Source organism: Legionella stuttgartensis (assembly GCF_977063405.2).
In genome coordinates this window covers 565,113-580,633 of sequence record NZ_CDRUHA020000011.1, presented here as the reverse complement: position 1 = coordinate 580,633, position 15,521 = coordinate 565,113, and the positions used below count along the sequence as shown (strand labels likewise).

The following is a 15,521-nucleotide window of genomic DNA, read 5'->3' as shown; positions in this document are numbered from 1 at the left end:
CAAAATTTTATCGACCAGCTAATGCTATGGCTGCAGGTGTGTACTCATAACCCAAATCACGGGCAACAGCATCAAAGGTAATCTTACCCTGGTGAACGTTTAAGCCATTGAGTAAATGTTTATCATTCAATAAAGCCAACTTCACACCTTTAGTTACAATACTTAAAACAAAAGGTAGGGTTGCATTATTCAAAGCAAACGTTGATGTTCTTGGCACCGCACCAGGCATATTTGCAACACAATAATGTACGACATTATCAACAACATATGTAGGCTCTTGATGTGTTGTAGGACGACTTGTTTCAAAGCATCCGCCTTGGTCAATAGCGACATCGACTAATACTGAACCAGGACGCATTGATTTAAGCATGGCTCGAGTTACTAATTTTGGAGCTGCTGCACCGGGTACTAAAACTGCGCCAATGACCAAATCAGCACTAGCAACATATCGTTCTATGGCATCTGCAGTGGAATAAACCGTATTGAGCTTAGAACCAAATTGGAAATCCAATTCGTTTAAACGTTGCAAAGAGCGATCCAGTACAGTCACTCGTGCTTCCATACCCATTGCCATACGTACTGCATTAGTACCAACCACTCCACCACCAATAACCACTACGTTTGCCGCAGCGACTCCAGGAACCCCACCTAATAAAATACCACTACCACCCTGAGCCATTTCCAGACAATGAGCACCTGCTTGGATAGACATACGCCCAGCAACTTGAGACATAGGTGCCAATAAGGGCAGGCCACCGCCTTCTTCAGTTACTGTTTCATATGCAATAGCAGTAACTCCAGACTCTTTAAGCATACGTGCTTGGTGAGGATCTGGGGCCAAATGCAGATAAGTAAATAAAGTTTGGCCTTCGCGAAGACGCTTGCACTCAATTGGTTGTGGTTCTTTTACTTTTACAATGAGATCAGCTCTTGAAAAAACTTCATCAGCGCTGTCAACAACCTCAGCACCGGCATTTCGATAATCATCATCAGAAATACCGATTCCTAATCCAGCACTCTTCTCTACTATAACAGAACTTCCTACTCTAATAATTTCTCTAATACTAGAAGGAACAAGACCCACACGATTTTCTTGAGGTTTAATTTCTTTTGGAACGCCTACTAACATACTTTCTCCCCTAACGGTTTTTTAATTGTGCTATTAACTGTGGCACGAGCTCGAATAAATCACCAACCAAACCATAGTCAGCGATTTGAAAAATAGGGGCATCTTCATCCTTATTAATTGCAACAATAATCTTGGAATCTTTCATCCCTGCCAAATGCTGTACCGCTCCAGAAATTCCCACAGCAATATAAAGCATTGGTGCAACTATCCTTCCGGTTTGCCCCACTTGATAATCATTAGGAACAAACCCTGCATCTACAGCAGCACGGGACGCCCCCACAGCAGCACCGAGTACATCAGCTAATTCTTCGATCAACTGAAACTTCTCAGCACTTTGCAGACCTCTTCCACCAGAAACAACAATTTTAGCACTGCCTAAATCAGGTCGCTCGGACTTACTTAACTCATGCTTAACAAATTGGCTCTCTTTTGCAACAAATTCTTTATCAATTTGTTCGATGAAACAACTAGCCTGATTTGCAGTTACTGGATTAAACGCCGTTGCTCTGATGGTTAAAACTTTTATAGAATCAAGAACTCGTACAGTTTCTATTGCATTACCTGCATATATTGGATGTTCGAAAGTTTCTTTATCAATAATTTTACTAACATCTGAAACTTGCGCCACATCCAGTCGCGCTGCAATACGAGGAGCAATATTTTTACCAAAAGTACTCGCCGGTACGATGATGGCTTGAAATGAATCCGCAAAGGAAAGAATTAAATCGCTTACTTGTTCTGCTAAGGGATGCTCATAACAAGGGTTATCAACGTACCAAACGGCATGTGCTCCTGCAAGAGTTGCAGCCTGTTCTGCTACTGCCTTGCATTGATGCCCTACAATAAGTAAGGTCGGTTCGTTATCCAACTCCAATGCGGCAGATAAAGCATTACGAGTAGATGGGTGTAATGTTTGATTATCATGTTCAACGAGTACTAAAGTGCTCATCACTCCCCCTTATCAAAGCACTTTGGCTTCATGCTGTAATTTATCCAATAATTCAGTCACTGACTCAACTTTCACGCCACCACTACGAGTCGGAGGTGCTGTAACATTTAATACTTCAATATGTTTTTTAAGTGACAATCCTAAACTTTCCAGTTTCCTAACATCCAAAGGTTTCTTTTTGGCTTTCATAATATTGGGGAGGCTAGCGTAACGTGGTTCATTTAAGCGTAAATCCGTACTCACTACTGCAGGTAAATGCACGCCTATGGTTTCAAGACCTCCATCAATTTCACGAGTAACTTGAAGATGATCACTTGTCGCCTCTATTTTAGATGCATAGGTTGCCTGTGGCCAATTTAATAGAGCAGCCAACATTTGTGGTGTCTGATTATTATCACCATCAATAGCTTGCTTGCCCATCAACACTAAATCTGGTTTTTCGTCATCAATAATCTTTTTTAATATTTTAGCGATATTTAGGCTTTCAAACGTATCTTCGGTATGAACCAAAATTGCTCTGTCAGCACCTAAGGCCAAAGCATGACGCAATGTTTCTTGCGAACTATCTCCACCAATACTGACGGCAAGCACCTCAGTAGCCCAATTATTTTCGCGTAAACGTAAGGCTTCCTCCACAGCAATTTCATCGAAGGGATTCATTGCCATTTTAATATTCTGTGTTTCAACTCCGGAATGGTCCGATTTGACCCGAACTTTGACATAAGGGTCGATTACACGCTTCACTGCCACGAGAATTTTCATAATTCCTCACTGGATAATCAAAACAACCGCATCTTGCCAGAGATACCGTGCCGAATTCAAGGGGTTATTTTTATTTAACCTGAATTCGACGACGATATCTTCAATAAATATAATGCCTAAAATTTAGTATGAAACAAGATATCTCGCCTCAAAATTGCCTATTTTACCCCTAAAAGTTAAGTTTTACCCAAAGAAAGTTGCATCTCTGATTCTTCATTTAGGAGATTAATGACACGTTCAGCCCGATCAACTGCTAAGGCGGTTTTTCCTCCTTCCGTATAAACATTTGAATTTTTTTTCACTAATTGTAAGGCCTCATAAGTGTGAGTAATTTTCTCATCAACTTTTAATTCGCCGTCTTTATCTATTACACGCATTCTTAATAAAAATGCATCTAATGCACGATATTTTTCGCCTCCCGCTCGCCAATTTCTAAAAAACTGCTGTTCTAGTAATCCAAGATAGGATTCGATTGGCGCGGCAATCATTTTTAATTGAGGAGTTGTAAAGTTCTCACTAATATTCGGATTTTGACTTGCAAGTATTAAGTCGCGGCATAAATTTTCATCGACCATTGAGGCATCGAACTTCATTTCAGGAGCAGCGCAAATTAATGGCGTTAAAAGAGTAGAACCTATTTGCAAGCTCATCTCATAGCAGTGTCTCGATGCCCAAAAAGTCATTTCAAGTAAACGAACCAATAAAGTAGTAGTTGCTGTAGCAGAAACCATAGTAATTTTTTGTAAGGTAGTCCCAAGTTTTTGCAATTCTTTCGAATCGCTCTTTTCAATAAATTGCCCACCCTTTAATAAAGCGAAATAAAGTGCATAAACAGCAAATAATTCTTCTGCAAAAACAAAAGTACCAAAACTAATGAAAACCATTGGAAGAAATGAAATTAAAGCACGAATTCCCGTGGGTTTTATTTTTCCGACCTCATCAAAATATCCTGTTGATTGGTCAAGCAAGCCGAGCAGACTTGCATAAAAATTACGTTCGGTAAATGTTCTCGAGGTATTTCTTAAATTTTCCATCCATTTTTTTAGATCTTCCCGAGTAGTAATCTCATCAAATTTGATGGTTTTAAAATCCTGAGGTGAGGTCAGTTTTTCATAACAGATGCTTAATGTTTTAAAACAAGCACCATCATTGCGCGCTTCAGATAAATTTTTCTCAATCCATTTACTTTCTGGGCTAAATTTCTCAAAAAGGTCTGGATGAAACTTTAAAGATAAGACCTTATAATTTGTTTTAATTTTTTCTTTATCTGGACCGTTCTTAAGCAACAATTTATTAATTAATTTAATAAAATCACCATCGAGCCTTAAAAGAGCTTCTTGATTCAGTTCACTGTTGTAACATTTTTTTTCTTCATCATAACTGGCATAGATAGTAACCAGGGTTTTTAATTCAGTCTCTATAGTCATAACTCTCCCTAGATTGGCTATTAGATCGATACTGCTAAACTCTGGTGAGCTTCAGCGACCTAGTTATCACACAGTATCATCGATTTTATTAAACCAATTCGTCCGTTTAACATATTCAGTAAAAAAGCCAACAACCAACAGACTAATATAAAATGCACTCATCACATCACTCAAATAATGAAAGCATAATAAGATTCTTGATGCAGCTACTAACAAGGCAACGACAAGTAAACTATAAAAATAACGAGGAAAAAGTGTTCCCAATCCTGCAGCCAAACTGATGACTGTTGTTGTATGTCCTGAAGGAAAAGACCAGTAATTTGAACTCAATTTAAACCAATAAAAACCAAATTCATTACTTGCAAATAATAATTCAGGACGAGCACGACTCAAAGCAACTTTCAAAAACAAACAAACTAAATTGGCTAAAAGTACACATCCAAGTAGATACCAAGATCGGTTTTCATAAACAGTATTAACTTGTATGTATCGAAAATACAATCCTGCAACAAAAAACAAAACAATATAAGCAATCCATTTGCCTAAAGCAGTCAATACACTCAAAAAAGGTAATTTGGCTTCAAGATCTAACTGATGGAAATAAGTTGCCACAGTTCGATCTACAAAATAATAGGCTAAAATAACCAAAATTGCATAAAAAATAATAACCCAAGGTTTTTTCATAAAATTAAACAACTTTTCAAATTGCGTCATCAATTAAGTCCTTCTTTTTAGTTCTCACGTAAATACCAAGGGATGGTAATAACAATCGTACGGGAATCTCGTTCTAAAAAAAGCAAAGCGCGTAGGCCAGCAGCATGAATATTGTGTAACAAATACTCATACCATTTAGGTTCTACTAACTCAGGTATAATAAGGGCAATGAGGTGATTTTTCCTCTCTTTTCTGACTTTACTCACAAAATTTAATAAAGGTTTATAAATACGACGATATGGCGATTTAATAATTTCAAGCTTAGGGCTCTCTTTACCGGCCCTTTTGGCTGGGATTTCAATTTTTTCATGCCAAAGCTGCTGCAAACGCTCAACACCTCCATATCCAGCATCAATAAAAACAGCCGTAATATCATCCGAAAGCAGCATCCCAAATTGAATTGCTTTTTCTGCAATTAAATCCAAACCATGTATTGGAATAATGACTACTGGTGGGTTGAGTGTCAAAGGGTCTATTTTTATAGGGTTTTCTATTTCATGAGCAATTCTATCATAATGATGTTTAATACGATGCATTAAAAATGCTAAGGTGGGTGCAAGCAAAATAATTATCCAGGCCCCTTCAATAAATTTTGTAATAATAATGAGAATAAGTGCAATTGCAGTTACTACTGCGCCCACCGCATTGATTACTAATTTATATCGTACATGTCGATTCTCCTTACGAAACCAATATACGACCATGCCGACCTGAGAAAAGAGAAAAGCACTAAAAGAACCAACAGCAAATAATGGAATCAAATTATTCGTAATTCCTTTAAAAGCAATCAGGATGATTGCAGAAAAAAGAGACAAAATAATTATTCCTACTGAGAAAACCAAGCGTCGACCACGCTCAGCAAAAAAATGAGGTAAATAATTATCCTCGGCAAGTAAACGGCATATTCTAGGGAAACCCGAAAAACTGGTTTGCGCCGAATAGGAAAGTACAAAAAAAATACTGGTAATCGAAATATAATAAAAAATACCTTTACCAGTGGTTGCTTCGACTAATTGCGACAATATTGTTTGGTAGCCAGGCTGATCCTGATTCATCGCTAAAATATGATAAGCGGGACAAAGATAACCAATGAGTATTAAAAATAGTGCGAGCGTGCCCACAATTATAGTCAATGTCCATTGTGCATTTCGAACTCTGGGTTTGCGAAATAACGAGACTGCATTACTGACTGCTTCTACACCAGTCATAGCAGTTAATCCATAAGCAAAAGCAGTTAACAACATCCAAAACGATACCCTTTCATCTGAACTCGCTTGTATTTTCGTTAGTTGATGTACAGGTTGAGAATGTCCACCACTATTCCAGACGTCTACTAAGCCAAGGACCAAAGCAATGAACATGCTTAAGATAAAAATAACGACAGGGATCAAAAAAAGGCTTCCTGTTTCGCGAATGCCTCGCAAATTAAATAGGGTAACCATCAGTAAAATAACAAGACATAAAGTAAGTGTATAAGGATGCAACGATGGAATTGCTGATACTATAGCAGCCACACCAGCTGATATTCCGACAGTAACGTTCAATAAATAATCCAGTATTAATGAAATTGCTGCACCTAAACCATATTTTTTGCCTAAATTGTCACTTGCAACAATATAAGCGCCCCCCTTACCTGGATATGCTGCAGCAGTTTGCATATAAGAAAAATACAAAAACATAAGAACAAGAATAACCAAGAGGGTGAGCGTAAAAAAATAATGTAATCCTATTAGCCCTGCAGGTAATAACACTGTGAGTGTAGCTTCCGGGCCATAAGCCGTTGAAGACAATGAGTCTAATCCAAGTGCAGGAACTCCCGTTGCTATGGATAATTCTTGTTTTTTTTTGGACCTTAAAGAAAGAGGTTTTCCCAAAATTTTATCTATTATCGGCATGTCCCCATAACCCAAGAATTTTTAACCATTGTAACCATTCGATAAATCTTAATAAAGACATCTGATTACAGTAGCCAAATTAAGCCTTATTCATAAATGCATTCAATCTCACCATTTTGTTTGTTGACATTAAAATCAATAAGCATAACAATTCAACATCAACTCTTAACAACAGGAACGAATTGGCATGGATTTAGCAAAATTTTCTATGAAGTTAATGCACGCATTTGTTATTACTGCATTGGCAAGTACGGGAGTTTATGCCCAGGATGTTACAGTTATTGGTACTCTGAAGCAGACATTAAAACAATCAAATAAAAATTTGCCACAAAATAATCTTGTGGCCGATGAAAAAGTGATTCAATTACTGCATGTGCAACTTTCTGATGAAACAAAAAATCTTTTAGCCCAACGCGCTCAAGATGCTTTAGAGCATAAGCACCAATTTACTTATACTTCCTCCAATAAAATAGCATCACCGATACCCAATAGTGTTAACTTAGGTATGAATAAAGTACCTGTATTAGATCAAGGAATCCATGGAACTTGTGTTACCTTTGCGATAACTGCTGCTCTTGATGCCGCAATGACTAAAGGTGATTATATCAGTCAACTATGTAATCTACAGTTAGGTAGTTATTTAGAAAAACATGGTTATGGTATGAGCGGTTGGAATGGAAGCTATGCAAGTCTTGTAATAGAACAAATCGAGCAGTATGGGGCCATTAATAAGATAAAACAATTAAAATTCGGTTGTGGTGGTATGACACAATATCCAACATACTTAGAACATGATCCTGAGTCTTTTATAGAGCCTGAACAATTTAGTTCACTTAGTGAACCTATTTTTGGCAAAGAAGTTAATTGGACTGACGTATTTCAAAGAACTGATCCGGAAAAAAATTTAAATGATGTGAAGCAAGCACTCTATGCTGGTGATCGTCTTGTTTTTGCAGTACTTCTTCCACGTACTGATTTAGGATTTGTCGGAGCAGTTGGCAAATATAAGACGTGGATATATAAAGATAGCTGGGTTTTAACTCCAGAAATAATAGCAGGTATTGATTATGTAGAATCAGCTCATGAAATGGTGATCACCGGATATGATGATAATGCAGTTGCCGTTGATCCTAATGGAGTAAAGCATAAGGGATTATTATTCTTACGTAACTCTTGGGGTACTTCCGTAGGGGATTATGGTGAGTTTTATATGTCCTATGATTATTTCAAGTTATTAGCATTTGATATTACTCGATTTTCTCGAACTTCAATCTAGTCCAAGTCTCCTGGGTGAAGGTACTGCCCTAACCCAGGAAATTTTAATACTTAAGCTGTAAACGATAAAAGTCGACTGCATTAGTCAATAAAATTTTGTTTGCCATACTATTATCAAAAGTATCCAAAATTAGAGTAATATCTTCTTTTTTAAAAGGCTTTGGCGCGCGCGTTGAAGGAAGATCAGTCCCGAACATTAAAGCATCAGGATTAATCGATGCAATCATCTTTAAGGTGTTTGCCACATCAAAATCAACCCTGCCAAATCCTGATGCCTTTACTTTTATTCCTTCTTCAACGAGTTTGAACAATATTGAAAGTCCATTTTTTGATAATCCCAGATGGTCTATGCTAACTGCAGGTAAGCTTATCAACAGATCGGCTAACTCTGTAAGCTCAGAAGAGTCAACGTACAACTCTACGTGCCATTTGGCAATCTCATAAATTCGATGCGCCATTTCACTTAAATAGAGTAATTGTTCTGAACCACCTCGTTTGAGATTAAACCGAATCCCTCGTATACCTTGATCATTTAATTCAATAATTTGCTTATCACTTGCGGTAGCCGGTAGTTGAGTCACACCAACAAAGTTTGGTCCCAATATGTGCAAAGCATTTACCAAATACGTTTGGTCAAATGCTTGAAAAGACCCAGACACCACTGCTCCACCAACAATTTTCAATGGTTTTGCACGGTTAAGATAATCAACAACTGTAAATTCATCAGGTAAATACGATTGATTTGCAACAAGGGGAAAACGGAAATCGATAATATGTAAATGCGCATCAAATAGGTTAATCATTATACCCCACCTTCTTAGATATCCTTATATTGGTTTTTGGCACTTTACCTCATTAGCTACCAGTTTCTAAGCAAAATTGTTAATAAACATCTCTTCTTCAGTAGCAATATTAATTTGCCGTTGGGGCTTCTTTTTTTCAGTAAAAAAATGTTGGGGTTTAGGATTAGAATAGAGGGACGCCGAAGTATCTTCTCTAACTGATTCCACTAAACTTGGAGTATCTCTATATCCACCCAGGCAATATCTCTGCCATTGACCATTCAATTCCATCTCAATAAAACAATGATCGGGATTAACGTCAATAGATACAGGAACATTAGGATACAAACGATTCATTTCTTCCTTAAAAGCAATAGCTCTTAAACGGCAACTTGCAACACCTAACTTTCTTGCTTCCTCAAGATATTCGTTACCATTGTGTACCGTTACACCTATGGCGTTACGTAGCGTTCCACGATCTTTACCAAACTTAAGGTATTTCATTAACAAGCGATGAATCTGTTGGTGCTCAGAAGACATGGCTGATAACGTATCAAAAACAGGATTTGTTCGATACTGCTTGGGCATGCGGAGCAACAAATTAATAAAAGCGTCCCGAGGCTCTGCTGTTGGTTTAAGTAAGCGAATGTAATGTAAGCGATTCTCTTTAGAGTACTTTATTTCAAAATCGTCTTTTTTTAATCCTTTAATTGCCATATCCAGTAAGGTTTCGCCTGGATGCACAGAGGGCAAGGCCTGCCAATTTTTTGTCAAACTTAATCTTTTATTTCCTTGTAATAGAACCTGATTTGATTCTTTTTTTCTTTTATTAATTAGTTTTTCTGTTATTCCTTCAGGATGAAACTCATATTTACATTTCACCAAATTTTCGGTGGCATTCATTCCAACCAATTCAAAATATTGAAATGGAGATGACGGATTTTCAGGGATTACCAGCTCAGAATATACTTCATTGCGGTAGTACTTTGGAGATGGTGTCATCGTTAGTAAATCTACGGGTTTAAATATGGGTGCCCTATAAGAGGATTGAGACACGGAAGCCCTGGTATCGATACCGCTTTGATATGTTTTTTGTTTTATGTCGTTCTGAGTCCCGATACGTTTTTTCAAGGTCTGCATTTGGAGTTTCTCTTTTTGATCATATGCAGAATTTGCAAGCTCAACGTCAATAATTGTTTGCTTGGTCTGATCTAAAGAATACCGATCCAGTTTAGGCGAAAATATTGCTGCAACCTGGTTAAGATGTGTCTCAAGAGATTCACGATCCTCTGTTATTGCGCGGCAGACTTTATAATCAAGAAAATGGATCTTTGTTGAGTCTAATTGTTGATGTTCTGCTTGCGAAAGAATTGTACCATGTTTTGCGGGTTTTAATTTGGAAGCAAGCAAGTCATCAAAGTCCGCTCCATTAATAGCACTTTTTAAAGACTCTTTATTCTTTTTAATTAGTTGCTCATTTTCCCAACAATATAACTCATGTCCATCCGCAAGCAATTTTAACATATGTTTCAACATTAATTCACGTTTACTCGTTGGCCAACTGGAAAATGACCAATCAGAAAAAATATAAACTTCACCAGCAGGTAATGGTTCATGATCATTACCTACTTCGTCTGGGATCTCCTCCTCTTGAATACTGATAGAAGGCTCGTTCTTTAACTTCTCCAATGTGTCACGAATGTCCCCGTCAAAAATTCCTTGGGTCCGAGCAAATGCTCTCACATTGGCATAGGACGTTGCAGGGAACCATTCACCTAACCAACCTGTTTTTCTCTGTAGTACCGGGAGCAAAGTTGCAATAAGCTTTAATGCCGCATCAACTTGTAAATTAATGGGATATTTTTGATATTTTGGAGCACGAAAAGGTAAAAGGAGTTGTTTCAAATCAGATGCTTTTTTCTTATCCTCTTGATTAGCCCAACGTTTGTTTTCAATACGCTCAATTTCATTATCTACCACCGCCAATAATGTACTCATTAATTCTTTGCCCGTTGCAGGTAAAATTTGCAATCTAAATGGGGGGAGAAATTGTTCTTGCGCTGCAATCATCGCTTCAAAATCGTCAAACTGTTCCTGATTTACAGCCTCTTCTGATTTTTTCCTACTTTTTGTTGCTTCACGAAGACCAGCCTCCAGAGTTTTGGGGAGCACATGTCTGCATCTGTTTACAAGATTAGGGTCGACCTGATTTAAAACTTGCATCACATTGCGTGAACAGAACGTTGCATCAGAGGGAGTAATGCTGTCTCTGTCTTTTTTATCCTGCTGATTTGACCATTGAAAAAGAGATTTAATCACCGCCCAGAAACTGGTTCGACTTTTTCCTTGTTGACGAAATCGTTCTGTAACTTTAACCTGCTCTCGATATGCATTAAGAAATTTCTCTCTTTGTTTAGTATCAGTATGTTTAAACACTAATAGACTTGAATGAACTGCAGGAAGAACTTCTGACTCTCCTGAAGCACGCCAGAAGGTAACCAATAACTGAATTAGTTTTGCTTTTTGTTCTTGAGTCGCATTAAGAAATCGTTCAATTAACTCCTCTGAATCCTCATTTCCAGTCATTGTAGCAGCTAGTCGCTTCATCCACGGAGCACCGCCTGCTAGCACCTTCTTGATTTGGGTGGCCTTGAATTGTTTATTGCAATAATTTAGAAGTAACGTGGTCAATTCTTCTATAGTGCTCTCTTGGAGATTCTTAATGAATGCTTCTTTTGATACAGTAATTTGTCGTTCATAATTATGACAGATAACGCCATATTTATTTTTACCTGTACAAACAAAAACTGTAATTACTTCTCTATGTCCATGTTTGTTGCCAGCAGTAGTTAGTGACTGGGCCGCCTGTTTTAAGCGTACCCAAGGCTTACCGCTATTTGAGACTACAAACAAAATATCCCCTGGCTCAATAGCACAGTCCTTCATCACTAACATAACTGCTGTTCCTAATATCAGAATTTAGAAACGACTCGGATGGCCATGGTGGTGACCATTTTCACAGCTTCCAAGTGTAATTTCACTGGTGACTAATGTTAAGAAAATAGCGAGGCATGTATCTTCATCATTTCCTGCTTGCTCGATACCTTTCACCATTGAGTCAATTGTTTCGGGGGCAAAATCTAGTTCTTGGAGTCGAGCAACCACATCTTCTGGCTTAGAAAATGAAAGCACACTGAGTTCGCCAGCATGTTCTTTCAATAACTTAAGATATGAATCTCTTTGTTCTACTAAATGTGAAGCAGGAGAGGTTCCTTTGATTAATTTATATCTTTTAATTACATCATCAACGTATTTAATTGCATCTTGATCATCTCGAAGCGACTCACCTTTGCTCTTTGCACGTAAGTTCTCGTATTGCTCTTCAAAATTTTTTGTTTTGCCTAATGCCTTAACAAGTTCAGGCTGTAATTTATTCAATATTGGCATTTTGTCTCCTAGACTAGTTATTTTTCGGCCAGAATATTATCATGCATAGATCAACCAATCAACTTTGTGACTTCAATTTAATCAATTGATTAAAAACTGCTTTTTTTATAAAGAAGAAATCAAAAATAGCGTTAAAAATTAAAGACTTCGAGGGGAAAGGAGACTTTAGCTCCTTTTTACTTGTTATTGGAAGCAACTATTCGATAGAATCAGGATACATTGATTACTGGTCATTTTTTTAATGATAGAATTTACTTTAATTCAAAAAATATGCATTTGGGCCATTCCCATTTTACTTGCCATCACCTTACATGAGGCAGCACATGCTTATGTTGCATATCGTTGCGGCGATACTACAGCAAAAATGTTTGGTCGATTAAGTTTAAATCCTCTTCGCCATATTGACCCGATAGGTACTGTACTCATACCCTTACTGGTTGGTATTTTAACTCAATTTAATTTTGTCATTGGTTATGCAAAACCCGTCCCGATTAACTGGAACCAATTTCGTCATCCTCGACGTGATATGATTTTGGTAACCCTTGCCGGACCATTTGCGAATATTATTATGGCATTTTTATGGGCTGCCTGTGACAAAATCGCGCTCATCTTAAATCCTAATACCTCGATGGCAGTGCTTTTTCTTTATGCCACCGCTCAAGCAGGCGTATTTATTAATTTAATTTTGGCCGCATTAAATTTACTTCCAATTCCACCTCTGGATGGAAGTCGAGTAGTCAGTAGCCTTTTACCTCCTAAACAAGCGATGGCTTACGCAAAAATAGAACCTTTTGGTTTTTTTATTCTACTAATTTTAGTGTTTACAGGTATTTTGGGAATGATACTGACCCCGTTAATCAATCTAGGGCTGATTGCACTAAGCTCCATTTTTAAAATATGAAATGGTGACGATGTGAGCGCTCGAGACAACAATTTGAGATGGCCTATCCTTTTGATGTGGAATAAGAAGTCACTATGAATATTCTTGCTGATGCCTCACTCCCTGGATTGAGTCAGGCTTTTCCCAAGCCTTTTAACTTAACGGAATACCATCATCCCGACGAGATATCTCAGCTACTTCCTGGACAAGATATTCTCCTGTGTCGTTCTACGCTTAAAGTAAACCAATCTTTATTAAAAAATCATTGTTTGCAGTATGTTGCTACTGCAAGTAGTGGTACTGATCATCTGGATCACTTCTGGTTAAGGACTCAGAATATTCAGGTAATTGATGCAAAAGGTTCTAATGCGCAAGCGGTTGCTGATTATGTGGTTGCCTGCCTTTCTTTTCTGGAACAAAAACATCTTATCCATGGTTATAAAGCAGGCATTATTGGTCTTGGAAAAGTGGGAACAAAAGTCGCGGCACGTTTGCAAGCAGTCAATTTCGAAACCATTACTTATGACCCTCTTAAAGCGGTACGCGAACCCACTGCTTTTCAAAGTTGTAGTTTGGATGAATTATATGACGTTGATCTACTATGTATTCATGCTGAACTACATAGTAATCCCCCCTATCCTAGTGCCAATTTAATTAATAAGAATTTCCTCGATCAATTAAAACCAGGTTGCATTATTATCAATGCAGCACGAGGTGGAATTGTTAATGAAGAAGAACTTCTCCATTCATCAAAACCACTTATTTACTGTACCGATGTATTTCTTAATGAACCAAAGATTGATAAACGGGTTATCGATAATTCTACCCTCTGTACACCCCATATTGCAGGTCATAGCCTTGAGGCGAAATACGCTGCTGTTGCAATGGTTAGCTCTATTTTGCATCAAATTGCAGGCCTAGCTCTACCACATTTTGCAGCCCCTGCATTACCTCAAATTTTATGCTTTGAAAAAGATAAATTATGGTATGAAACTATTCTAGAAATTTATAACCCTCTTGAAGAAACCTTAGCTTTAAAACAAGCTGCAGACAAAAAAACGGCGTTCGTAAATGTGCGTAAAAATCATCAAACACGCCATGATTTTTCTCAATATTTTGCGGACTCAATTTTGAGCGAGAAAAGCAAATTATTACTTGGCAAATGAAAATCAAACAATGTTCAAATTGATTGCCTAATGCTCATTGCCAAATCCAAAGATGTCCATTGTAAATTAGGATATCAAATGATACTCTTTTTCCGATTTTTAAAAAAACAAAGGAGTATGTGTTATGTCTTTAGGAGTAAAGTTATCAACGTTTGCAGCAGCATTCGTTCTCGCTGGTTCTGCTTTCGCAAACAACGCCTGTCCTGATCTGAATGATCTTCAAGCCGAAGGACTCGTAGAAGCCCAACAGATAGGTAATAACTATTTTATTGGTTTCACCATCGGTCAATTCAACTCTGCAACTTGGGGCTTTGCTATTGGGCCCGTGCAAGCAGATACAGAAGATGATGCATTAGATGTCTCAAATGAAATTTTAAATAATATGGCTACTCCTGGATTTCCTTTAGAACTGGATAATGACACATTAGTTTGTTTGTATGACACAGGTAATCCTTATGTTTATTCTGTGGCTGTTAGAGATTACGCAATCAGCCCAATGAAATTAAAACAATACTTACAAAAAGCTCATAAATAAAAAAGAAAATTAGATATTTGAATTAATTCGGAATAATTAGACTTAACAAGGAGTAATAATATGTCTTTAAGAGCAAAATTAACCTCTGCTGCTGTTGCGTTAGTTCTCACAGGATCTGCTTTTGCAGAAGAGGCAGTCTGTCCTAAATTGAGTGATATTCAATCTGTAGGAATTACAATGGCGTCGCAGCTGGCTTATAACTATTACATTGGTTATTCAGTTAATCATTACAATACTTCTTCAAGCTGGGGATTTGCTATTGGGCCTGTAGAGGCAGAATCTGAAGAGGATACAATAGAAATCACCAATGACATTTTAGCAGGTTTAACTGCTCCAGGAGTTCCTGAGTCTGGTCAAGATGATGAATTAGTTTGTATTTACGAAACAAATGATCCTGACCTTTTTGCAGTGGCAATTAAAGATTATGAAGAAATGTCACCAATGAAGTTTAAGCAATACATACATAAAGCTCGTTAATAAAATCGTAGCCTGGGGCCTGAGGATTCAAGTAGGATTAGCCCCGGGATCCTCTGCGCCTCACCCGGGAAACAAAACAATAC

Annotated in this window: 14 protein-coding genes; 5 read left to right on the top strand and 9 right to left on the bottom strand. The window is 37.6% G+C overall.

Annotated features, from left to right (window positions below; translation table 11 throughout):
* Positions 1-7: 7 nt before the first annotated feature.
* From ald to ACWTEW_RS04785, 6 genes are all read right to left on the bottom strand, one after another.
* Positions 8-1,129, bottom strand: a complete 1,122-nt coding sequence (gene ald / locus ACWTEW_RS04810) for an alanine dehydrogenase (protein WP_454780629.1) — start codon at positions 1,127-1,129, stop codon at positions 8-10.
* A gap of 10 nt (positions 1,130-1,139) precedes the next feature.
* Complete coding sequence (locus tag ACWTEW_RS04805; protein WP_454780628.1) at positions 1,140-2,078, bottom strand: electron transfer flavoprotein subunit alpha/FixB family protein; 939 nt, start codon at positions 2,076-2,078, stop codon at positions 1,140-1,142.
* A 12-nt stretch (positions 2,079-2,090) separates the two neighbouring features.
* Positions 2,091-2,840, bottom strand: coding sequence for an electron transfer flavoprotein subunit beta/FixA family protein (locus tag ACWTEW_RS04800; protein WP_454780627.1), 750 nt, complete (start codon positions 2,838-2,840; stop codon positions 2,091-2,093).
* A 176-nt stretch (positions 2,841-3,016) separates the two neighbouring features.
* On the bottom strand, positions 3,017-4,267 hold the full coding sequence (locus ACWTEW_RS04795) for a J domain-containing protein (protein WP_454780626.1): 1,251 nt from the start codon (positions 4,265-4,267) through the stop codon (positions 3,017-3,019).
* 66 nt (positions 4,268-4,333) lie between these two features.
* A complete protein-coding gene (locus ACWTEW_RS04790) occupies positions 4,334-4,981 on the bottom strand; it encodes a phosphatase PAP2 family protein (protein ID WP_454780625.1) in 648 nt (215 codons plus the stop codon).
* A 17-nt stretch (positions 4,982-4,998) separates the two neighbouring features.
* On the bottom strand, positions 4,999-6,876 hold the full coding sequence (locus tag ACWTEW_RS04785; RefSeq protein WP_454780624.1) for an APC family permease: 1,878 nt from the start codon (positions 6,874-6,876) through the stop codon (positions 4,999-5,001).
* A gap of 187 nt (positions 6,877-7,063) precedes the next feature.
* Here ACWTEW_RS04785 and ACWTEW_RS04780 point away from each other — a divergent pair, with 187 nt between their 5' ends.
* Complete coding sequence (locus tag ACWTEW_RS04780) at positions 7,064-8,152, top strand: C1 family peptidase (RefSeq protein WP_454780623.1); 1,089 nt, start codon at positions 7,064-7,066, stop codon at positions 8,150-8,152.
* 43 nt (positions 8,153-8,195) lie between these two features.
* Here the strand turns inward: ACWTEW_RS04780 and ACWTEW_RS04775 are convergent, their stop codons facing one another.
* The 3 genes from ACWTEW_RS04775 to ACWTEW_RS04765 all read right to left on the bottom strand — a co-directional run bounded on the left by ACWTEW_RS04775 (position 8,196) and on the right by ACWTEW_RS04765 (position 12,380).
* Positions 8,196-8,954: an amidohydrolase family protein gene (locus tag ACWTEW_RS04775; RefSeq protein ID WP_454780622.1), complete on the bottom strand. Its 759-nt coding sequence runs from the start codon at positions 8,952-8,954 to the stop codon at positions 8,196-8,198.
* Between the two features lie 66 nt (positions 8,955-9,020).
* The gene (locus ACWTEW_RS04770) at positions 9,021-11,888 is read right to left on the bottom strand and encodes a hypothetical protein (RefSeq protein WP_454780621.1); all 2,868 of its coding nucleotides are present in this window, start codon (positions 11,886-11,888) and stop codon (positions 9,021-9,023) included.
* Between the two features lie 24 nt (positions 11,889-11,912).
* The gene (locus tag ACWTEW_RS04765; RefSeq protein WP_454780620.1) at positions 11,913-12,380 is read right to left on the bottom strand and encodes a coiled coil protein; all 468 of its coding nucleotides are present in this window, start codon (positions 12,378-12,380) and stop codon (positions 11,913-11,915) included.
* A 241-nt stretch (positions 12,381-12,621) separates the two neighbouring features.
* Between ACWTEW_RS04765 and ACWTEW_RS04760 the strand changes: the two genes are divergently transcribed.
* From ACWTEW_RS04760 to ACWTEW_RS04745, 4 genes are all read left to right on the top strand, one after another.
* Positions 12,622-13,281: a site-2 protease family protein gene (locus ACWTEW_RS04760; RefSeq protein ID WP_454780619.1), complete on the top strand. Its 660-nt coding sequence runs from the start codon at positions 12,622-12,624 to the stop codon at positions 13,279-13,281.
* Between the two features lie 74 nt (positions 13,282-13,355).
* Entirely contained in the window at positions 13,356-14,426 is a 1,071-nt protein-coding gene (locus ACWTEW_RS04755; RefSeq protein ID WP_454780618.1) for an NAD(P)-dependent oxidoreductase, read from the top strand.
* A gap of 124 nt (positions 14,427-14,550) precedes the next feature.
* Positions 14,551-14,961, top strand: a complete 411-nt coding sequence (locus ACWTEW_RS04750) for a DUF4949 domain-containing protein (RefSeq protein ID WP_454780617.1) — start codon at positions 14,551-14,553, stop codon at positions 14,959-14,961.
* A 60-nt stretch (positions 14,962-15,021) separates the two neighbouring features.
* Complete coding sequence (locus ACWTEW_RS04745; RefSeq protein WP_454780616.1) at positions 15,022-15,438, top strand: DUF4949 domain-containing protein; 417 nt, start codon at positions 15,022-15,024, stop codon at positions 15,436-15,438.
* The last annotated feature ends 83 nt before the right edge of the window (positions 15,439-15,521 follow it).